The 19366-nt window shown below is 63.5% G+C and carries 19 protein-coding genes; 13 read left to right on the top strand and 6 right to left on the bottom strand.

Annotated elements, in window-relative coordinates; all coding sequences use genetic code 11:
• Positions 1-9 precede the first annotated feature (9 nt).
• Positions 10-858 carry an alpha/beta fold hydrolase gene (locus tag ACN9MY_RS00670; protein WP_426166543.1) on the top strand — a complete coding sequence of 283 codons (849 nt, stop codon included), beginning with the start codon at positions 10-12 and terminating at the stop codon, positions 856-858.
• Between the two features lie 10 nt (positions 859-868).
• A complete protein-coding gene (locus tag ACN9MY_RS00665; RefSeq protein ID WP_426336719.1) occupies positions 869-1678 on the top strand; it encodes a helix-turn-helix domain-containing protein in 810 nt (269 codons plus the stop codon).
• Here ACN9MY_RS00665 and ACN9MY_RS00660 read toward each other — a convergent pair.
• Positions 1675-3552 carry a methyl-accepting chemotaxis protein gene (locus tag ACN9MY_RS00660; RefSeq protein ID WP_426166539.1) on the bottom strand — a complete coding sequence of 626 codons (1878 nt, stop codon included), beginning with the start codon at positions 3550-3552 and terminating at the stop codon, positions 1675-1677. The genes ACN9MY_RS00665 and ACN9MY_RS00660 overlap by 4 nt on opposite strands.
• A gap of 83 nt (positions 3553-3635) precedes the next feature.
• Entirely contained in the window at positions 3636-4460 is an 825-nt protein-coding gene (locus ACN9MY_RS00655) for a substrate-binding periplasmic protein (RefSeq protein ID WP_426166537.1), read from the bottom strand.
• An 81-nt stretch (positions 4461-4541) separates the two neighbouring features.
• Between ACN9MY_RS00655 and dinB the strand changes: the two genes are divergently transcribed.
• Genes dinB through ACN9MY_RS00635 form a run of 4 tightly spaced genes read left to right on the top strand, consistent with a single transcriptional unit; the run spans position 4542 to position 8043 of the window.
• A complete protein-coding gene (gene dinB / locus ACN9MY_RS00650; RefSeq protein ID WP_426166535.1) occupies positions 4542-5693 on the top strand; it encodes a DNA polymerase IV in 1152 nt (383 codons plus the stop codon).
• A gap of 54 nt (positions 5694-5747) precedes the next feature.
• A complete protein-coding gene (locus ACN9MY_RS00645; RefSeq protein ID WP_426336718.1) occupies positions 5748-6440 on the top strand; it encodes a hypothetical protein in 693 nt (230 codons plus the stop codon).
• The gene (locus tag ACN9MY_RS00640; RefSeq protein ID WP_426336717.1) at positions 6428-7090 is read left to right on the top strand and encodes a hypothetical protein; all 663 of its coding nucleotides are present in this window, start codon (positions 6428-6430) and stop codon (positions 7088-7090) included. The genes ACN9MY_RS00645 and ACN9MY_RS00640 overlap by 13 nt, the downstream gene beginning before the upstream one ends.
• A gap of 56 nt (positions 7091-7146) precedes the next feature.
• The gene (locus tag ACN9MY_RS00635) at positions 7147-8043 is read left to right on the top strand and encodes a recombination-associated protein RdgC (RefSeq protein ID WP_130316447.1); all 897 of its coding nucleotides are present in this window, start codon (positions 7147-7149) and stop codon (positions 8041-8043) included.
• A 7-nt stretch (positions 8044-8050) separates the two neighbouring features.
• On the opposite strand, the gene ACN9MY_RS00630 is transcribed toward ACN9MY_RS00635, so the two are convergent.
• The gene (locus ACN9MY_RS00630) at positions 8051-9478 is read right to left on the bottom strand and encodes a PLP-dependent aminotransferase family protein (protein WP_426166529.1); all 1428 of its coding nucleotides are present in this window, start codon (positions 9476-9478) and stop codon (positions 8051-8053) included.
• A 78-nt stretch (positions 9479-9556) separates the two neighbouring features.
• On the opposite strand from ACN9MY_RS00630, the gene ACN9MY_RS00625 reads away from it, so the two are divergent.
• Complete coding sequence (locus ACN9MY_RS00625) at positions 9557-10555, top strand: TlpA family protein disulfide reductase (protein WP_426336716.1); 999 nt, start codon at positions 9557-9559, stop codon at positions 10553-10555.
• On the top strand, positions 10552-12012 hold the full coding sequence (gene dsbD / locus ACN9MY_RS00620) for a protein-disulfide reductase DsbD (protein WP_426319885.1): 1461 nt from the start codon (positions 10552-10554) through the stop codon (positions 12010-12012). The genes ACN9MY_RS00625 and dsbD overlap by 4 nt, the downstream gene beginning before the upstream one ends.
• A gap of 1 nt (position 12013) precedes the next feature.
• Here dsbD and ACN9MY_RS00615 read toward each other — a convergent pair whose 3' ends face one another.
• On the bottom strand, positions 12014-12499 hold the full coding sequence (locus ACN9MY_RS00615) for an asparaginase domain-containing protein (protein ID WP_426166523.1): 486 nt from the start codon (positions 12497-12499) through the stop codon (positions 12014-12016).
• 115 nt (positions 12500-12614) lie between these two features.
• On the opposite strand from ACN9MY_RS00615, the gene ACN9MY_RS00610 reads away from it, so the two are divergent.
• Entirely contained in the window at positions 12615-13391 is a 777-nt protein-coding gene (locus ACN9MY_RS00610; RefSeq protein WP_426319883.1) for an L-asparaginase, read from the top strand.
• Between the two features lie 51 nt (positions 13392-13442).
• Here the strand turns inward: ACN9MY_RS00610 and ACN9MY_RS00605 are convergent, their stop codons facing one another.
• Entirely contained in the window at positions 13443-14393 is a 951-nt protein-coding gene (locus tag ACN9MY_RS00605) for a D-2-hydroxyacid dehydrogenase family protein (protein WP_426336715.1), read from the bottom strand.
• A 359-nt stretch (positions 14394-14752) separates the two neighbouring features.
• Here ACN9MY_RS00605 and ACN9MY_RS00600 point away from each other — a divergent pair, with 359 nt between their 5' ends.
• Entirely contained in the window at positions 14753-16615 is a 1863-nt protein-coding gene (locus ACN9MY_RS00600) for a phosphoenolpyruvate carboxykinase (GTP) (protein WP_426166517.1), read from the top strand.
• Positions 16616-16660: 45 nt separating this feature from the next.
• Here the strand turns inward: ACN9MY_RS00600 and ACN9MY_RS00595 are convergent, their stop codons facing one another.
• Positions 16661-17140: a hypothetical protein gene (locus ACN9MY_RS00595; protein ID WP_426166515.1), complete on the bottom strand. Its 480-nt coding sequence runs from the start codon at positions 17138-17140 to the stop codon at positions 16661-16663.
• A gap of 93 nt (positions 17141-17233) precedes the next feature.
• Here ACN9MY_RS00595 and ACN9MY_RS00590 point away from each other — a divergent pair, with 93 nt between their 5' ends.
• From ACN9MY_RS00590 to ACN9MY_RS00580, 3 genes are all read left to right on the top strand, one after another.
• On the top strand, positions 17234-17749 hold the full coding sequence (locus ACN9MY_RS00590; RefSeq protein ID WP_426166513.1) for a hypothetical protein: 516 nt from the start codon (positions 17234-17236) through the stop codon (positions 17747-17749).
• A gap of 258 nt (positions 17750-18007) precedes the next feature.
• Positions 18008-19216 carry an RtcB family protein gene (locus ACN9MY_RS00585; protein ID WP_426336714.1) on the top strand — a complete coding sequence of 403 codons (1209 nt, stop codon included), beginning with the start codon at positions 18008-18010 and terminating at the stop codon, positions 19214-19216.
• 3 nt (positions 19217-19219) lie between these two features.
• Positions 19220-19366, top strand: coding sequence for a hypothetical protein (locus ACN9MY_RS00580; RefSeq protein WP_200951750.1), 147 nt, complete (start codon positions 19220-19222; stop codon positions 19364-19366).

Genomic DNA, 19366 nt, shown 5'->3' with positions numbered 1-19366 from the left:
GAGGCAATCATGACCGCATACAAGATCTCGGGCGCCCGCGTGATCGAACCGAACACCGTGCGTACTGCCGACGGCGTCAACCTGTTCTACCGCGACTGGGGCGATGGCGAACCGGTTCTGTTCGTGGGTGGCTGGTCGCTGGGTGCCGATTCCTGGTGCTACCAGATGCTGGCGCTGGCGGAGCAGGGCATGCGCGTGATTGCCTTCGACCGGCGCGGCCACGGCCGCTCCAGCGATCCTGGCCGCGGCTATGACTTCAACACCCTGGCCGACGACCTGGGTGCCGTGCTGGAAGCGCTTGACCTGGATGAAGTCACCCTGGTGGCCCATTCGATGGGCTGCAATGAAGTGGTGCGCTACCTGACCCGCCACGGGCAGCGCCGCATCAGGCGCGTCGCCTTGCTGGGGACCATGACGCCTTGCATCGCCAGGTCTGCCGACAACCCGGACGGCATCGATCCGGCGCTGCTGGAATACTTCCGCAAGGAGCAGCTGATGAAGGACCTGCCGAAATGGATCGATGAAAACCTGCCGCCGTTCGTGGCCGAACATACGCCACCAGGCATGCGTGACTGGCTGCGCGCCATGCCGCTGCAAGCCTCGCTGCAGGCATTGTACGAATGCAACCGCTCGCTGCAGCGCGAAGATTTCCGTGCCGAGCTGCCGAACGTTACGCTGCCGGTTCTGCTGTTTGCCGGCACCAATGACGCCAGCGCGCCGTTCGAGCTGACCGCCAGGCCGAGCGCCGCACTGCTACCCAATGCGAAACTTCAAGTGTACGAAGGCGCGCCGCATGGTATGTTCCTCACCCACATGGCAAGAGTGAACAGCGACTTGCTGGACTTCATACGGTCTTGAGGGGAGCGATATGGGAGCGGCGGCACCAGGGCAGTATTTCAGCGACTACGCAGCGGCGATGCGCTATTGGCGCGGCAAGCGCGGTTTCAGCCAGTTGCGGCTGTCGACCGAGAGCGGCATCTCGCAGCGGCATATCAGTTTCCTGGAAAGCGGACGCTCGCAGCCCAGCCGCGAAATGATCCTGAAACTGGGCATTGTCCTCGACATCCCGCTACGGGAGCGCAATGTGATGCTGCTGGCAGCCGGATACGCGCCGGCCTACCAGGAGCGCAACTTGTCCGATCCCGAAATGAAGGCGGTGAAGCAGGCGCTGGACTTCATGCTGCGACAGCAGGCGCCCTATCCTGCACTGGTGGTGGACCGCTTGTGGAACCTGGTCATGAGCAACGGCCCGGCAGCCAAGATGATCGAGTGGCTGCTCGATGGCCCGCCTACTACCTCCAACGTGATCAAGCTGACCCTGGAGCCGAATGGCCTGCGCAAGTACATCGTCAATTGGGAGGATGTCAGCGTCGACCTGCTGCAATGGATTCAACGGGAGGCCATGGGCGACGGGCCGGGCAGTGAAGCGACCATGTTGCTGGAGGAGCTGCTGGCGATTCCAGGCATCCGTGCGGTGTCGAAGACTGCCAACCTGGACCGCCGCGCGCTGCCCTTCCTGCCGTTCACGGTGCGAAAGGATGGCGTGGAGCTCAACCTGTTCACCACCATCGCCACGCTCGGCACGCCGCACGACGTCACGGTGCATGAGTTGCGCGTGGAGGCATTCTTCCCCGCCGACGAAGCGACGGCGCAGTGGTTCCGCAAGCTGCCGGCCTAAAACTCTTCCCAGTCGTCGCCGGGCGGCGTGGCGCGCGCCGGCGCCGCTGACTGCTTGCCCGCCGCGCCAGCGCGCGCCGCCTTGGCCGGTGCAGCAGGGGCGGCCGGAGCTTCATCCTCCACAGCATTCACTGCCGGCACGGAAGCGCCGACGCCATTTGCTTTTGCAGCCTGCGCCGTGCGCCTTGCCGCCCCGCCTTTCACCGCATTGCCGGCCGCACCACTGCCGGCAGGGGCGCGGGCCGCCCTCAGCGCAGGCACTATGGCCTGCGCCGGGACGCTGGTCGCAGTGGAGGCGCGCGCAACCGGCGCCGAATATTGCCCTGCCGAGCCTTCCATCCGGAATACCGCCACTGCCTCCACCAGCCGCTCGGATTGCTCCTGCATGCTACGCGCCGCTGCGGCCGCCTGTTCCACCAGCGCCGCATTCTGCTGCGTTGCGTTATCCATTTCCGCGATGGCAGTGTTCACCTGTTCAATTCCGGAAGACTGCTCCTGGCTGGCCGAGGTGATCTCATTCATGATGTCCGCCACCTGCTGCACCGACGCCACGATCTGCTTCATGGTCGCACCGGCGCGATCCACCAGCGCACCGCCCGCGTCAACCTTGGCGATCGAATCGTCAATCAGTTCCTTGATTTCCTTGGCCGCTGCCGCGCTGCGCTGCGCAAGGTTGCGCACCTCCGACGCCACGACGGCGAAACCGCGGCCCTGCTCGCCGGCGCGCGCCGCCTCCACCGCGGCATTCAGGGCCAGGATATTGGTCTGGAAGGCGATGCCGTCAATCACGCTGATGATGTCCGCCATGCGCGCCGAACTGGCCTTGATCCCGCCCATGGTATCGACCACCTCGCCCACCACTTGCCCGCCTTCGCTGGCATGGCCGGCAGCCGACACCACAAGCTGGTTGGCCTGGCGCGCGTTGTCGGCGTTCTGCCGGACCGTCGAGGTCAACTCCTCCATCGAGGAGGCGGTTTCCTCCAGGCTGGCCGCCTGCTGCTCGGTGCGGCGCGACAGGTCGAGATTGCCGGCCGCGATTTCCGCCGCGGCGGTATTGATGGTATCGGTGGACGTGCGTACCGAGCCGACGGTGCGCTTCAGCGAGGCCACCATTTCTTGCAGGGCATTCAGCAAGCGCCCGGTTTCATCCTTGCGGCTGGTGTCGATGTCGGCAGTCAGGTCGCCGTGGGCCACGGTTTCGGCCACCTCCACCGCCTGCAGCAAGGGCCCGGTCACGGAACGGGTGATCAGGTAGCCTGCCGCCACCGACAGCGCGGTTGCCAGCACCAGCAGGCCGATCATCAGCATGGTTGCATTCGATGCGGACTCGGTTGCTTCCGCGCTATCCTGCCCCATCAGCTTGTTTTGCAGGGCAAGGATGGCGTCGAGTTTGCCGAAATAGGTGTTTTGCAGCGGGATGGCCTGCTTGAACAGCGTTTGCACCGCGCTGTCCTGGTCGCCTTCCTTGAACAGCTTGACCACCTCATCGCGCTTGGCTCGGAAAGCTTCGAACGCCTGCGTTTCTTCGGCAAACAGTTTCTTGGCCTCTTCCAGTACCAGGATCTTCTGCAGCTTTTGCGCCGCCGCGGCGCCTGCCGTATCAGCTTCCGCCATGCTGGCCAGGAAAGCGTCGCTGCTGATCTTGTCCGGCGCCAGCATGGCATTGCGCAAGGCTTGCGCCGAGCGGTTGGAATAGCTGCGCATCTCGTTGGTCAGCTGCACCTTCAGGTAGCGATCGCTGATCAGGCGCTCGGTCAGGGTCGAGTTGTGGCTCAGGCGGCTGATCCCTGTCAGCGACATTGCCAGCTGGATCGCAATGGCCAGCGCAAAACCGATCGCCAGCTTCACACCGATATTCATGTTCGAAAAGCTCATGCCAAGCCTCGCCAGAAAGTGGTTTTTTTTCGATGATCGCACAGGCATGGTAACGCGGCGCAGCGCTCAATGCCACAGCAAAGTCAGGGAAGTTGCTGGTACGCTGAAATGATGCCACGCCCATGGTCCGGCACCAGGGCGCGGCCGTTCGCTTCGCCGACATATTTGCCGTAGATGCGCGCCACAGTGCCATCGGCCACCATGCCGAGCAAGGCATCGGCAAACACCTTGCGCGCGGCCGGGGAGAGGTCGCTGCGAGAGAGATAAGCGCCGGCCAGCACGGGGAACGATTCCGTGACCGGCATCACGCTGACGTGCCCCTGCAGGCCGGCGCTTTGCAGGTAGCGCGCATAGATCGTCATCGGCGCCAGTGTCGCCTCGGCGCGTTTCGAGGCTATTTTTCGGAAGGCGATATCAAAGTCGTTGACCACTTCGACCCGGCCCTGTTCGCGCAAGCGGGCGACCTGGGCCTCGGCGTCGGGCGTGTACAGGATGCCACGCACCAGGTTCAGGCGCGCGCTGCTATGTTCCACGAATTCGGCCAGCGATTTGTAACTGCCCGTCACGCGGTGCGATAACACCAGGTCGAAGCGCGTGGTGACAAAGGGCACGAACTGGCCGAGGCGGTCGCGCTCTGCGCTGCGGGCCGAGCTGGCGGTTACGTTGATGCGGCCGCCGGCATATTCCGCCCAGAGCCGCGCCCGCGGGTACCAGCTGATATCGAGCGGACAGTTGGTGCGGCGCGCCAGTTCCCGCACGACGTCGATGGCGGCCCCGCCAACCCTGTCGTCCTCGCGAAAGGAGGCCTGGCCAAGGTCGCTGGCGCCGGCATGCAGTGGTGCTGGGCAGGCAGGGGCGGCAATTGCTGGGGTGGCGGCAAAGGCGAACAGCAGGGGCAGGATGTACATGCCCAGCAGTATATCCGCCGGGCACCTTGCTCAAAATGCTGTATATAATTACAGTATCACTAGCGAACTCGACTATTTGTTATGGACTGGCCCCGCCGCATTGCCCACCTCGACATGGATGCCTTTTACGCGTCCGTGGAGCTGCTGCGCTATCCGGAATTGCGCGGCCTGCCGGTGGTGATTGGCGGCGGCGGTCGCCACCAGCCGCGCGAACTGCCGGACGGCACCCGCGAATTCTCCCGCCTGCGCGACTACGTGGGCCGCGGCGTGATCACCACCTCCACCTATGAAGCGCGGGCGCTGGGCGTCTTTTCCGCCATGGGCACGATGAAGGCGGCTGCCCTGGCGCCGGACGCCATCCTGCTGCCGGTGGATTTCGATTCCTACCGCAAGTATTCGCGCCTGTTCAAGGCGGCCGTGGCCAGCATCGCGCCACAGATCGAAGACCGCGGCATCGATGAAATCTATATCGACCTGACCGAGGTGGCGGGCGAAACGCGTGAGCTGGCCCAGCGCATCAAGGATGCGGTGCGCGCTGCCACCGGGCTGTCGTGCTCGATAGGCGTGGCGCCCAACAAGCTGCTGGCCAAGATCTGCTCCGACCTGGAAAAGCCCAACGGCCTGACCGTGGTCGGCTACGACGACGTCCCGGCCCGTATCTGGCCGCTGCCGGTGCGCAAGGTGAACGGCATCGGCCCCAAGGCGGAGAAAAAGCTGGTCGCGCTCGGCATCGACACCGTCGGCCAGCTGGCTGCGGCCGACCCAGCCCTGTTGCAGGAACACTTCGGCCTCAACTACGCGGAATGGCTGCAGCGCATTTCTCATGGCCGCGACGAGCGCGCCGTCGCCACGCGCAGCGAGCCGAAAGGCGTCAGCCGCGAAACCACCTTCTCGCGCGACCTGCACGTCAAGCGCGACCGCGCCGAGCTGTCCGAAATCTTCACCCGCCTGTGCCAGAAGGTGGCCGAGGACCTGGCGCGCAAGCGCTACGCCGGCCGCACGGTGGGTATCAAGCTGCGCTATGCCGACTTCCGCACGGTGACGCGCGACCTGACCCTGCCTTCGCCCACGGCCGATGCCGCCGCCATCCGCCGCGCTGCCGGCGAATGCCTGCGCCGCGTGCCGCTGGACGACCGGCTGCGCCTGCTCGGCGTGCGCATGTCGGCCCTCTGCACGCTGGACGAGGCTGCCAGGGCCCAGCCGGCGCAAGGTGATCTTTTTGCTAATTTATGATACCTTTCCCGCGCGAGCTGGCATGCTGAGTCCGGCTGCAAACCCGGATTACCTATGCAAGCCAACGCTGTTCATCGCCCGGCACGGCGCGCCTGGCTGGTGCTTATCGCCTTCGGCCATCTGGCCGTGCTGATGGCCTGGCGCCCTGTCGCGCGGCAGGCGCAGGAATTGGCCGGGCAGCCGGAAGGCGAACTGATCTTGCTGAAGCTGCCGCAAGCCATTCGTCACCGTTCGGCCGAATTGCCCCCGCGACCACCGCGCGTGCAGCCGACCGCGCAGCACACAGCGGCCGTCCAGGCCCGCCCTGCACCGCCTCCGGTTGCCAGCGAAGCGGTCAGTCCGGATGCACCGCCCGCTTCCGCAGAGGCAATGCCGCAGTCGATCACCCTGCCAGCGCCCGCCAGCTTGCCGGCCGACCCATTTGCCAAACCGGCGGTGCGCGACGAATCCTTGCTTGAAAAGACCCGCAAGTCGGCCGCCAGCATCGACCGCCAGTTGCGCAAGGAGAGCCTGAACAAATATGCCACCGTCGTGGACGAGGACAAGGCCGCGACGCTTTCCATCACCGGTGCCCCTCCGCCCAAACCATTCGCGCCGGAGAGTTTCGCCGGCGCGAACGGCATCGTGCACAAGCGCTATATGTTGCGCGGGAAAATGGTGTGCGAAGAGGTCGACCATATCGGGACCGGCGGCCACGATGTCTTCCGCAAGGGCTCGAAAGCCCGCCTGGTCAAATGTCCCAAATGAGCCTGCCCTTCGAGCCCCGCAGGCGCCAGGCCTGGCTGGCCGCCATCGCGCTGGCGCACGCAGCGCTCTTCCTGTGCTGGCGCGGCATGCCCTATGTACGGCAGGCCAGCGTCCAGCGCGAAACGGAACTGGTCTACCTGCAAGCACCGAGGGAATTGCCCAGGCGCCCGCCTGCCGTGGCCGCACCGGCGGCGCCGGTTGCTACCGTCCGGCGCGCTGCACCGCCGCCGCCGGTGGTCAGCACAGCGACCGCGCCGGCAGCTTCCGAGACTGCGGCGCCGGTAGCAGAAGCCGTTACCGTGCCAGCCACCGTCAACGACGACCCGTTTGCCAAGCCGGCGCCACTGGCGGAGACGCTGCTCGAGAAAAATCGCAAGCTGGCCGCCGGCGTCGACCGCCAGCTCCGCAAGGAAAGCCTGAATAAATTTGCAACAATCATCCTGCCGGACACCAAGCTTGGGATGGCAATCGCCAAGGCGCAAACCAGGGAATGGGTGCTGGAACAGACTTCCGACCTGGGCGACGGCGTGACCATGAAGCGCTACCGCAGGGGGAATCAGCAGTATTGCGAGTACACCAACCTGGTCGGCGCACGGGGACAAGACCCCGGCCGTGACGGGAACAAGACAAAGGTCATGACTTGCCCATGAGGACCCATGTAAAATGTCGTTCCCGTGGAAAAAGCTGATCAAGGTCGATAACGTTTATGTGGTTCAAGAATCTCCAGGTTTACCGCCTGCCTGCCCCTTGGGCATTTACTCCAGAACAACTCGAAGAAGCCCTCCAGTCGCAGTCCTTCTCGCCTGCCAGCAGCAATGAGCTGATGCGCCAGGGCTGGGACAAGCCGCGTCCAAACGGCGGCCTGGTGCACGTTGTCAACAAGCAGATGCTGATGGTGCTGGGCACCGAGAAAAAGCTGCTGCCATCGACCGTGGTCAACCAGGTTGCCAAGGCGCGCGCGGCCGAAATGGAAGAGCAGCAAGGCTTCGCTCCTGGCAAAAAAGCCATGAAAGAACTCAAGGAACGCGTGCACGACGAACTGCTGCCGCGCGCCTTCACCATCCGCAGCAACACATGGTGCTGGATCGACCCGGTCAACGGCTGGCTGGTGGTCGATGCCGCCAGCCCGGCCAAAGCCGACGACGTCATCAAGCACCTGCTGAAAGCTGTCGACCGCATGCCGATCGAAAGCCTGCGCGTGCAGCGTTCCCCGGTGGGCGTGATGACTGCCTGGCTGCAGGATGACGAAGCGCCAGCCGGCTTCACCGTCGACATGGACACCGAACTGCGCGCCACCGGCGAGAGCAAGGCAGCCGTGCGCTACGTGCGCCACACCCTGGAGCCGGAAGAAGTACGCCGCCACATCGCGGCCGGCAAGCAGTGCACCCGCCTGGCCATGACCTGGGACAGCAAGATCAGCTTCGTGCTGACCGAAGCGCTGGCCATCAAGAGCGTCAAGCCGCTGGATGTGATGAAGGAAAACGACGCCGTGACCCGCAACGACGAGGAACGCTTCGACGGCGACTTCATGCTGATGACCGGCGAACTGTCCAAGCTGCTGCAGGACGTGGTCGACGCCCTAGGCGGCGAAGCGAAGGCCTGAGTTTTCGCTATCCCCGCGTGAGCGCCAGCAGGCGCTCGCAATAGCCCGGGGCTTTGTCCTCGGGCACGTTGGTCACGCCAAGTAGCAGTCCGCCACTGACGGGTTGTGCCCCGGCATACCATCCCGACAAGGCGGATGGCGCCATGCCCAGGCTGCGCGCTCGCGCAGCGACTTCCACATCGTTGACATTCGCAGGCAATTGCAGCAGCACGCCCAGTGCTGCCGGCGCATGGATTGCGCCAAGTCTTTCCAGCGCCGCGCCCAGTGCGCTCCTGCGTTCCTGGTACAGACGCTTCATATGGCGCAGGTGGCGCAGGTAGGCGCCGCTATGCAGGAATTCCGCCACTGCCAGTTGCACAACCGGCGGCGGAGCGCTGCCGCAAGTGGAAGCCGTTTGCGCCAGCAGGTCCGCCAGTTCCGGCGGCGCTACCAGGAAACCGACCCGCAGGGATGGCGTCAGCGTCTTGCTGAAGGTGCCAAGGTGCAGCACGCGGCCATTGCGGTCCTGTGAAGCCAGCGCAGGCGCGGCGCGGCCTTGCGGCTGCAATTCGCCCAGGTAATCGTCCTCGATGATCCAGGCGCCTGCCTGCGCAGCCCATTCCAGCAAGGCCTGGCGCCGGCGCAGCGACAAGGTCACGCCGAGGGGCGCTTGCTGGCCCGGCGTCACCACCGCCAGCCTGGCACGTGGCGCCCTTTGCATGCCAGCCGCGACATCCATTCCTTCCGGATCGACGGGGACGGGTACCAGCTGCAATCCCGCCGCCGCTAGTGCGTCGCGTGTGGCCATGTAGCCCGGCTGCTCGATCCACGCCTGTTCGCCTTTCAACTCAAGCGCGCGCAGTACCAGCCCAAGCGCGCCAGCATAGCCGTTGCAGACCAGCACCTGCCCGGGTGTGCAATCGAGGCCGCGCGCCATGCACAGGTATGCCGCGATTTCGGCGCGCAGCGCATATTCGCCACGCGGGTCGGGATAGGAGAGCGGCATCGCAGCCGCCGTGCGTGCCGCCCTCCCCATCACCCGCGACCAGGTCTTGAAGGGAAAGGCGTCCTGCGCCGGCACCCCAACCTGGAAGGGGTTGGTGCTGACAGCCCTTCCGGGAAAGGCTTGCACCACTTCCAGCGCTGCTGCGCCTGGCGCCACGCGTGCCGCTTCGCTGCCTGGCCTTCCTCCGCCTGCCATCGTGCCGCCCGCACAAACGAAAGTGCCGGCCGCGCCGGCGGTGTAGACCAGCTGCTCATCGCGCAGCCGTTCATAAGCCTGCCGCACGGTGCCGCGCGCCACCCCCAATTGTGCGGCCAGGTCATGCCAGGACGGCAGGCGGGCTTGCGGCGCCAGGCGCCCGTCGCCGATCGCGCCGCGCAGGCCGAGGAAGATCTGGTCCGCCAGCGTGGCAGCGGCTTGGCGGTCGATGGCGAGGTTCAGGGAATGGTACATAAATTCAGTGCATTCTTGCGTCTTTTTGGTGGCCCAAGCCAAAGGTACCATGGATTCATCCAATCCACGAAAGCCATCATGTTCAAGCCATTGATCGCAGCACTTCTAGTGTGCCTTTCCACCGTCCCCGCCCATGCCGACGAAGCCGGCAGCGGCGCCAGCCGGGCCAAACTGGCCGGCAAGGCCCTGATCGGGCAGCCGGGTCCCGCCGCCGTGCTGCAAACCATCGACGGCCAGCGCATCGACCTCGCCTCTTACTACGGCAAGAAGCCGGTCTACCTCAAATTCTGGGCCACCTGGTGCGTGCCTTGCCGCGAGCAGATGCCCGCATTCGAGAAGTCCTTCCAGCAGTACGGAGACAAGCTCGCCGTGGTCGCGGTCAACGCGGGGTATAGCGACACCGAAACGGAAGTGAAGAGCTACCGCGCCCAACATGGCTTGCACATGCCAATCGTTATCGATGACGGTTCGCTGGCGGCCAGCCTCAACCTGCGCGTCACGCCGCAGCACATCGTGATTGGCCGCGATGGCCGCATCCAGCATATCGGCCATTTGCATGACAAGGATCTCGAGAAAGCGCTGCAGCGCGCAGTGAGCGAAAGTGCGGCAGCCAGTCCGGTGGCCCTGGCGCCGCAAGCCGCCCCGGCGCGCGCCGCGTTCAAAGTCGGCGATGTCGCGCAAGGACTGCCGCTGCCGGCCGCACAGGGCAAACCACGCGCGCTGATGTTCTTCTCGCCATGGTGCGAGTCCTACCTGCGCGAAAGCCGCCCTGCGACAGCACAAGCGTGCCAGCGGGTGCGCGAAGAGGCAGAAGCGCTGGCTGCGACACCCGGCGTCGAATGGCTTGCCGTCGCATCGCCGGTCTGGTCGTCGGACAAGGAAGTCGCCGAGTTCGCACGCAGCAAAAAGTCGCGCATGGCGATGCGTCTGGACAAGGATGGGACGCTGTTCAACGCCTTCAGCGTGCGCCAGATTCCCAGCATTGTCCTGCTGGACCGCCAGGGCCGCGTAGCACGCGTGATGGGGCCTGATGACCGCGGCCTGGCGCAGGCAGTGCAAGCCTTGCAGGTGCAATGATGCGGCGCATTTTGTTGGCGCTGCTGCTCGCCGTACTCGGGCTGGCACGGGCGGTGGCGCAGGATTTTCTCGAGCCGGAGGCCGCCTTCCGCTTCTCGGCGCGCATGGCCGATGGCGGCACTGCCGAAGTCAGTTTCGACATCGCAGACGGCTACTACATGTACCGCGACCGTTTCCGTTTCAGCGCGGACGGCGCCAAGGTGGACGCCCCCCAACTGCCGCCAGGTAAAGTGAAGTTCGACCAGACCTTCGGCAAGGAAGTGGAGACTTACCGCCACCGCGTCACCGTGCGCGTGCCGGTTCAGGGCGAAGGCCCTTTCGTGCTGCGCGTGACGAGCCAGGGCTGCGCCGACGCCGGCCTGTGCTATTCGCCGATGGATTCCGGGGTTACGCTGGAAGCGGCTGCGCCGCTGGCGCAAACGCTGCAAGGCGGCCAATTGCTGAAAATCGTGCCGCTGTTCCTGCTGCTCGGCCTTGGCCTGGCATTTACGCCCTGCGTGCTGCCGATGGTTCCCATCCTGTCCTCTATCATCGTGGGCGACAGCGCCAGGCCAAGCCGCAAGCGCGGGCTATTGCTGTCGGGTGCCTACTCGCTGGGCATGGCGCTGGTGTACACCGGCTTTGGCATTGCGGCCGGGCTGGCGGGCGAAGGGCTCGCGGCTTCTTTGCAGAGGCCATGGGTGATCGGTGGGTTCGCCTTGCTGCTGTCCGCGCTGGCGCTGTCGATGTTCGGTGTTTACGAGCTGCAGTTGCCGGCAGTCCTGCAATCGCGCCTGGCCGACAGCGCCAACCGCCGCACGGCCGGCAAGCTGGCCGGCGTGTTCGGCATGGGCGCCGTCTCCGCGCTGATGGTCGGCCCTTGCGTGGCCGCGCCGCTGGCGGGAGCGCTGGTCTACATCAGCCAGACGCGCGACGTGCTGGTCGGCGGCAGTGCGCTGTTCGCAATGGCGGCAGGCATGAGCGTGCCGCTGGTGCTGGTCGGAGTGTCAGCAGGCAGCCTGCTGCCGCGTGCAGGTTCGTGGATGGTGTGGGTCAAGCGTGGCTTCGGCGTCATGCTGCTGGCGCTGGCCGCGTGGATGGCGTTGCCGCTGCTGCCGAACCGCCACGTCTCGGCGCTGCCGTTCAAGCAGGTCGCCAACGTGCAGCAACTCGAAGCGGAACTGGCGAAAGGCCGCCCTGTCATGCTCGACTTCTATGCCGACTGGTGCGTCTCATGCAAGGAAATGGAAAAGTTCACTTTCAGCGCGGCGCCGGTGAAGGCCGCGCTGGAAGGGGCGGTGCTGCTGCAGGCCGACGTAACCTCCAACAGCAATGAAGACAAGGCCCTGTTGAAACGCTATGGCCTGTTTGGGCCGCCCGCCATCATCCTGTTCGATGGCGAGGGCAAGGAACTAGCGCGCGTAATCGGCTACCAGGACGCCGCGCGCTTCCAGCAAACGCTGGCGAAACTCAAATGAATCAGAGCGGCTGGAATACACCGGCCGCTTTGTTTTTCTGCACGTTATCCCAGGCGAAAATCTGGCCGTTCATTGCCACGTACACGCCGGGCGGCAGCACCTGCGCCACGCCGCAGGCAAAGCCCATGTTGAAGAAGGCGTCGGAATTATCGATCTCGTAAGGGATCATGGCGCCGGTGAAGACAATGGTCTTGTCCTTGATCGCCGGGCCCAGGACGGCGGCGGTCTGCGGCATGGTATCGGTGCCGTGCACAATCACGATGGCTTTTTCCGAAGCGGCTTGGCAGGCGGCCAGAACGCGCTGGCGGTCGGCATCGACCATGTCCAGCGAATCGAGCAGCGACACGACTTCCAGCTCGCAAGGGGTGGTGATGCGGGCGCGCTTGATCGCGGCAGGCAGGTGACTTTCGGTGAAAGCCAGGGTGCCATTCAGTTCGTTGTAGTGCTTGTCGAAAGTGCCGCCGGTAGCAATGATGCGCAGGGTCATGATGAATTAAAATGAAATCGATGAATGGCGTGCATGATAGCCGAAAAAGTTTGCCACTTCCGGCTGGCATTCCGCCGAACAGTTGACTACACTGGGTTTTTTGCCCGGCCAGAACATGAAAGCGCTCGCACCAGGAACCGTGATTTTCCACCGCTACCGCGGCTATGGCGTCATCACGGCTGTCAATTTGCTGACCGGCTGGATTTCCGCCCGGTTTGGCAATGAATCGCGCACGCTCGACCTGAACCTCTCCACCGACGAAGTGCAGTTTGCCGACGGCGAAGCAATCCTGTTCCGCCGCGCCCCGCCCGACCGCATGCCGCACGCGCGGCTGATGGCGGTAGTGCGCGAGTTGCACAAGGCCGGCTACCAGAAGTTATACCTGTACTCCTGGCCCAAGCCATCCGGCCTGCACTGGCGCTGGCACTTGTTTACCGGTCCGCGCGACTGGATGCAGCGTTCCTGGCGCGAAGGCTGGTACGGCTCCGGCGCCGACTACATCTTCAACCCCGTGATGGGCTGGGGCGACCAGCCCGGCGCCACGACGGAAGAACTGGTGCACGCCCTGGCCAGATTCGACCCGCAAGGACTGGCGCAAGCGCTTGGCCGCGACGAAGACCACACCGAATGGTTCGCGCGCGTGTGCGACGCCCTGCTCCCCGGCTACATGTACAGCCTCGACATGCAGCGCCCGAACGGCGGCCCGTTAAGTGACATGCCCGCAGTCCCGGTGGTGCCCGTCCGCGCCAACCTCCCGCCCTACAGCGGCGAACCGATCACCTGGCCCCCCGGCTGGGCCGGCCTCTGGACCAAGGTCCACACCATGCCACTGCCGAGCCCGTGTCACACCTTGGGGTCACACCCCAACTGTGACACGGACACAGCCGTGTAATGCTTCAGCTCGTGTCACTTCTGGGGTGTGACCCCATGGTGTGACACGGGCTCAGCCGTTGAGGTGGTTGACCAGGTTCTGGAAGGCGTTGCGGAAGTAGAGCTCGTAGCTGGCTTGCTCGACGTAGCCGAGGTGCGGTGTGCACAGCACGTTCGGCATGCGCAGCAGCGGTGAATTTTCCGGCAGCGGTTCGGTTTCGAACACGTCCAGTGCGGCATAGCCGGGATGGCCGGCCTTGAGTGCTTCTTCCAGCGCGCCAGCCGCAACCAGCTCGGCGCGGCTCACGTTGACGAACAGCGCGTCGCGCTTCATGTGCGCCAGGTCTTCGGCCGTGACGATGCCGCGTGTGCCTTCGGCCAGGCGCAGGTGCAGCGACAAGACATCCGCTTCGCCAAAGAAGGCTTCACGCGATGCGGCGGCTTCGTAGCCGTCGGCCTTGGCTGCTGCGCGGCTAGCCTCGCTGCCCCAGACAATCACGCGCATGCCAAACGCCTTGGCATAACCCGCTACCAGCTTGCCAATCTTGCCGTAACCCCAGATCGCCATCGTGCTGCCCGCCAGCACCAGGCCCAGCGTGTTGTGCTCATGGCTGATCGATACCTGCTGCCATTGTCCGTCGCGCAGCTTGCCGGCGTATTGGAACAATTTGCGCCGCGCTGCCATCACCAGCGCCCACGTCAATTCCGCGGGCGCAGTCGGCGAACCTACGCCTTCCAGGACCGTGATGCCAAGTTCGCGGCAAGCTTCCATGTCGACATGTCCACTGACCTTGCCGGTCTGCGAAATCACTTTCAGGTTAGGAAGCCTGGACAGTAAAGCGCGGTTGAACGCAGTGCGCTCGCGGATCAACACCAGCGCCTCGTACGGCGCCAGGCGGGCCACCAGCTGGCCCATGCCCTTCACGGAATTGTTGAAAACCTTGACCTCGTGGCCATCCAGGAGCTTGAAGCATTCCAGGCCACGAGTTGCATCCTGGTAATCATCGAGAATCGCAATTTTCATGTCAGTTAGCAGATTTTGTGATGAAAATGGTAGGGAAATAACAGGTTTGTGAATATCTGGAATAGCCTACTACATTAGTCGGGCAATATTCCTACATTTTTGTCGGAAGCGCGGGATCGCAGGTGTACAATCGGCCAAATTCAAGGAGCCCGGCCGGGTAAGCCAGGCTGGCTCCAGCAGCATATGTTCCAGCGACCGGGCACACCCCCGCCTGGCGCTCGCGCCCTCGAGTTATCGGGCGCATCGACAGAACCGCCGTATTTCGCCGAAGTATCAATTCTTCCGCGCAAGCTATCAGCTGACGACGATTCCTGCCGTGCCGGGACAAGACAGAATTCTTTATTGGCATTGGAGGTACTATGAATCAGCCCGTTATGGGAGGCGTTGTAACCATGAACGCACCAGCTTACATCAAACAGCAAAAGCTGATCAATTGGGTGGCGGAAGTCGCCGCATTGACCAAGCCGGCTCGCATCTACTGGTGCGACGGCTCGCAGGAAGAGTACGACCGCCTGTGCGCTGAAATGGTTGCCGCCGGCACCATGAAAAAGCTGAACGAAGCAAAGCGTCCAAACTCCTACCTGGCTTGCTCCGACCCAACCGACGTCGCCCGCGTTGAAGACCGCACCTTCATCTGCTCGCAGACCAAGGAAGCGGCCGGCCCGACCAACAACTGGATGGACCCGCAGGAAATGCGCGGCACCCTGAACGGCCTGTTCGATGGCTGCATGGCCGGCCGCACCATGTACGTGGTGCCGTTCTCGATGGGCCCGCTGGGCTCGCCGATCGCCCACATCGGCGTGGAACTGTCCGATTCCCCATACGTCGCCGTCAACATGCGCACCATGACCCGCATGGGCAAGGCCGTGTACGACGTGCTGGGTACCGATGGCGAGTTCGTGCCTGCGATCCACACTGTCGGCAAGCCGCTGGCTGCCGGCGAAAAAGATGTGCCTTGGCCATGCAACGCCACCAAGTACATCGTGCACTTCCCTGAGACCCGCGAGATCTGGTCCTACGGTTCCGGCTACGGCGGCAATGCGCTGCTGGGCAAGAAGTGCTTCGCGCTGCGCATCGCTTCCACCATGGGCTACAACGACGCCAAGAACGGCGGCGAGGGCTGGCTGGCAGAACACATGCTGATCCTGGGCGTTGAATCCCCGGAAGGCAAGAAGCATTACGTTGCCGCTGCCTTCCCTTCGGCTTGCGGCAAGACCAACTTCGCCATGCTGATCCCGCCGAAGACCTTCGACGGCTGGAAAGTCACCACCATCGGCGACGACATCGCCTGGATCAAGCCGGGCAAGGATGGCCGCCTGTACGCGATCAACCCTGAAGCGGGTTACTTCGGCGTGGCTCCTGGCACCAACACCAAGACCAACTCGAACTGCATGTCCTGCCTGAACGAGAACACCATCTTCACCAACGTCGCGCTGACCGACGACGGCGATATCTGGTGGGAAGGCCTGACCAAGGAGGCGCCTGCGCACCTGGTCGACTGGCAAGGCAAGGACTGGACCCCGGCGTCCGGCACCAAGGCATCGCACCCGAACGCGCGCTTCACCGTGGCCGCAACCCAGAACCCGGTGATCGACCCGGCCTGGGACGATCCAGCCGGCGTGCCGATCTCCGCCTTCATCTTCGGCGGCCGCCGTTCCACCACCGTGCCTCTGGTGACCGAAGCGCGCGACTGGATCGAAGGCGTGTACATGGCTGCGACCATGGGCTCCGAAACCACCGCTGCAGCCGCCGGCCAGCAGGGCGTGGTGCGCCGCGACCCGTTCGCCATGCTGCCGTTCATGGGCTACAACATGAGCGACTACTTCCAGCACTGGCTGGACATGGGCAAGCGCCTGGAAGGCAAGGGCGCCACCCTGCCTAAGATCTTCTGCGTCAACTGGTTCCGCACCGACGAAAACGGCCATTTCGTATGGCCTGGCTTCGGCGACAATATGCGCGTGCTGAAGTGGATGCTGGAGCGCGTTGAAGGCACCGGCGGCGGCGTCGAGAACATCTTCGGCACCACCCCACGCTACGGCGACATCTCGTGGGACGGCCTGCCATTCACCGCCGAGGAGTTCGAGACCATCACCTCGATCGACAAGGATGCATGGCGCGCGGAGCTGAAGCTGCACGCTGAATTGTTCGAGAAGCTGGCATACCACCTGCCGCAAGAGCTGAAGGACAATATGGCCAAGCTGGAGCAGCGCCTGAACGGCTAAGCTTTACCGCTTCCAAAAAAAACGCGCCTCACGGGGCGCGTTTTTTTATTCCCTGCTCGCGTTCGACCATTCAGGTCGCTGCTCAACCGGAACCTCGGCCTGGTCGAAGCTGTCGACCTCTTTCATGGTGCGCACATCGTACAGCGTTTCGATCCCGGAGAAATGCAGGCCTCCGCAATCGGTGGCAACGTGCGTGCCGTTCTTCCAGAACCAGTATTCGCGAATGATCATTCCGCACTTGGAGGAGCGCGTGCGGCCGCCGTGATAGACATGCAGCTCGGTGGGCCATCGCCTGCCATCCGCGGCGAAATACGCAAGCACGAGCCAGGCTGCAGACTCGCCGTCGGGAGCGAGCCGGACATCATCTGCCCTTCGGTCCGTCGTCAGCTTGATGTCTTTGCCCGACGCAGTCACGACGTGCACATTCCTCGCCTTGTCGGCATAAGCCTTGACCAGGCTTCCCGCGCTGGCAGTTGAACACGCGATGAAAAGCGCGCCAGTAGACACAATACTGCGAATCTTCATTCAACATCCCGATAGTTGACCAGGTACCTGATTCCCAATAAGCTTCCGTGAAATTTGTTGAAACTGCAATGTAAATATGAAGAAGAAAAAACGATGAAGAAGGCATTTGTTGCTGCGGCAATCGCGGCGCTGAACATGCAGGCGTTTGCCGCCAAGCAGGATTGCGAGAATGCTGCTCACGCCAAGGCATACGTGTCAGGATTCCAGAAAGAGTTCATGGCTGCAGGTACTGCCATGACCGACCGTGAGAAGCAATATACGAAGAGAATTGACGCTATCAAAGCCAGGTTAATCAATGCAGGTGCCTGGACTCCGCAAGAAGCCTCCCTGCAGGTAATGAATTTCGCGATCCTGGACCAGGAGGCCAAAGAGGCGGAGGCTGTGCGGAAGAAGGCGGCCACCGATTTGAAGGTGCAGCTGTATGCGCTGGAGGGAGTCGACATCGTGGCAGGGAATGATAAGGTTGCAAGGGATAGGGCTGCGTGCCTTATGGGATACGATGCTATCGACAAGCTGCAAAAACTGGATGGGGCCGCGAGTGCCGCATGGGAGCTGCTGATCGCCAAGCTTGCCAAGGTGGCAGCCGAGAAAAACATCAGCCTCGATTGAAGCTCTGAAAGTTTTTCTTGACATGTGATTTGTAATGGGCGCAGAATCGCGTCCACTGATTTTTTACCAACCCCATTTTCGAAAGGACGACCATGCCACGTACGGCTATCCACAATCTGCAAATGAGATAGCCCCGCAGCGCGAGCGCTCGGGGCAGGCAATCAAGCCACCCGAGCCGGTCGTTCTTCCAACACGAACCCCGGCCAGGAAACTCGCCGGGGTTTTTGTTTCTACAGCCCCGGCATAACGAAAGACGTTATGCCAATTAAGCAAAGCCTGCACAAAGGCCTGGTGCCTGTGCACATCTATACGGATGACATTGATCATTCGGCCATCCAGCAACTGCTGAATATTGCGAACCTGCCGATCGTGCATCCGCACGTGGCGGCCATGCCCGACGTACACGCCGGCATCGGCGCAACCGTCGGCAGCGTGATCCCGACGCGCGGCGCCATCATTCCCGCCGCTGTCGGGGTCGACATCGGCTGCGGCATGAATGCCGTGCGCACGACGCTGACCGCGAGCCAGCTGCCCGACAACCTGGCGCGCGTGCGCAGCGCGATCGAAACGCTGGTGCCGGTCGGCTTCGAGCAGCACGCTTTCGACAAGGTGCGCGGCTCCGCCCACGCCCGCGTCGGACGTCCGCTGAACGACCGCCTGGACCGCATCGTGGCGCGCCACAAGGGCATCATGAAGATGCAGCACAAGTTCGCGCAGACCTGGATCTGCCAGCTTGGCACCCTGGGCGGCGGCAATCACTTCATCGAGCTGTGCATCGATGAAGAGCAGCGCGTCTGGATCATGCTGCATTCGGGCTCGCGCGGCATCGGCAATGTCATCGGGCGCTACTTCATTTCCGCTGCACGCAAGGAAATGATGCGGCACAAGGCGAACCTGCCGGACCGCGACCTGTCCTACTTCAGCGAAGGTTCGGAACTGTTCGACGATTATGTGGAAGCAGTGGACTGGGCCCAGGACTACGCCATGCTGAACCGGCGCGAAATGATGCGCCGTGTGGTGGCGGCGCTGGAGCCGCACGTCCCGCCGTTCAAGCTCGACGGCGAGGCGATCAACTGCCACCACAACTACGTGGCGCAGGAATCGCACTTCGGCCACAAGCTGTACGTCACCCGCAAGGGAGCCATCTCGGCGCACGAAGGCGAGCTGGGGATCATCCCAGGCAGCATGGGTGCCCGCAGCTACATCGTGCGCGGCAAGGGCAACGAGGAATCGTTCTGCTCCTGCTCGCACGGCGCCGGACGACGCATGAGCCGCAGCGAGGCGAAACGCAAATTCAACCGCTTCGACCTGGCCGAACAGACGCAGGGCATCGAATGCCGCAAGGATGGCGGCGTGGTGGATGAAATCCCCGCCGCCTACAAAGACATTGACCAGGTCATGGCGCACCAGTCCGACCTCGTCGAAATCGTGCACACGCTGAAGCAAGTCGTGTGCGTGAAAGGATAAATCATGAAGGTAACCATCAAACTACCCAAGCCGCGCAACCCGCTGGCCGTGCTGGCGCGCCAGCGCAAGGCCGGCGGCCACCAGCGCGTCGAACAATCGCGGCGCGCGCTGAAGCAGCAACTGCGCCGCCAGTTGGAACGGGAGGAGTGA

The organism is Pseudoduganella sp. R-31 (assembly GCF_049913235.1).
Lineage (GTDB): Bacteria > Pseudomonadota > Gammaproteobacteria > Burkholderiales > Burkholderiaceae_D > Rugamonas.
This window is presented reverse-complemented; position numbering and strand designations above follow the sequence as displayed.

Bases quoted from the DNA above. Each gene is read 5' to 3' on its own strand.
- ACN9MY_RS00660 (WP_426166539.1), bottom strand. From the start codon at position 3,552: ATGAGCTTTTCGAACATGAATATCGGTGTGAAGCTGGCGATCGGTTTT.
- ACN9MY_RS00580 (WP_200951750.1), top strand. From the start codon at position 19,220: ATGAAGGTAACCATCAAACTACCCAAGCCGCGCAACCCGCTGGCCGTG.
- dinB (WP_426166535.1), top strand. From the start codon at position 4,542: ATGGACTGGCCCCGCCGCATTGCCCACCTCGACATGGATGCCTTTTAC.
- dsbD (WP_426319885.1), top strand. From the start codon at position 10,552: ATGATGCGGCGCATTTTGTTGGCGCTGCTGCTCGCCGTACTCGGGCTG.
- ACN9MY_RS00655 (WP_426166537.1), bottom strand. From the start codon at position 4,460: ATGTACATCCTGCCCCTGCTGTTCGCCTTTGCCGCCACCCCAGCAATT.
- ACN9MY_RS00595 (WP_426166515.1), bottom strand. From the start codon at position 17,140: ATGAAGATTCGCAGTATTGTGTCTACTGGCGCGCTTTTCATCGCGTGT.
- ACN9MY_RS00640 (WP_426336717.1), top strand. From the start codon at position 6,428: ATGTCCCAAATGAGCCTGCCCTTCGAGCCCCGCAGGCGCCAGGCCTGG.
- ACN9MY_RS00600 (WP_426166517.1), top strand. From the start codon at position 14,753: ATGAATCAGCCCGTTATGGGAGGCGTTGTAACCATGAACGCACCAGCT.
- ACN9MY_RS00615 (WP_426166523.1), bottom strand. From the start codon at position 12,499: ATGACCCTGCGCATCATTGCTACCGGCGGCACTTTCGACAAGCACTAC.
- ACN9MY_RS00645 (WP_426336718.1), top strand. From the start codon at position 5,748: ATGCAAGCCAACGCTGTTCATCGCCCGGCACGGCGCGCCTGGCTGGTG.
- ACN9MY_RS00605 (WP_426336715.1), bottom strand. From the start codon at position 14,393: ATGAAAATTGCGATTCTCGATGATTACCAGGATGCAACTCGTGGCCTG.
- ACN9MY_RS00590 (WP_426166513.1), top strand. From the start codon at position 17,234: ATGAAGAAGGCATTTGTTGCTGCGGCAATCGCGGCGCTGAACATGCAG.
- ACN9MY_RS00635 (WP_130316447.1), top strand. From the start codon at position 7,147: ATGTGGTTCAAGAATCTCCAGGTTTACCGCCTGCCTGCCCCTTGGGCA.
- ACN9MY_RS00670 (WP_426166543.1), top strand. From the start codon at position 10: ATGACCGCATACAAGATCTCGGGCGCCCGCGTGATCGAACCGAACACC.
- ACN9MY_RS00585 (WP_426336714.1), top strand. From the start codon at position 18,008: ATGCCAATTAAGCAAAGCCTGCACAAAGGCCTGGTGCCTGTGCACATC.
- ACN9MY_RS00625 (WP_426336716.1), top strand. From the start codon at position 9,557: ATGTTCAAGCCATTGATCGCAGCACTTCTAGTGTGCCTTTCCACCGTC.
- ACN9MY_RS00630 (WP_426166529.1), bottom strand. From the start codon at position 9,478: ATGTACCATTCCCTGAACCTCGCCATCGACCGCCAAGCCGCTGCCACG.
- ACN9MY_RS00665 (WP_426336719.1), top strand. From the start codon at position 869: ATGGGAGCGGCGGCACCAGGGCAGTATTTCAGCGACTACGCAGCGGCG.
- ACN9MY_RS00610 (WP_426319883.1), top strand. From the start codon at position 12,615: ATGAAAGCGCTCGCACCAGGAACCGTGATTTTCCACCGCTACCGCGGC.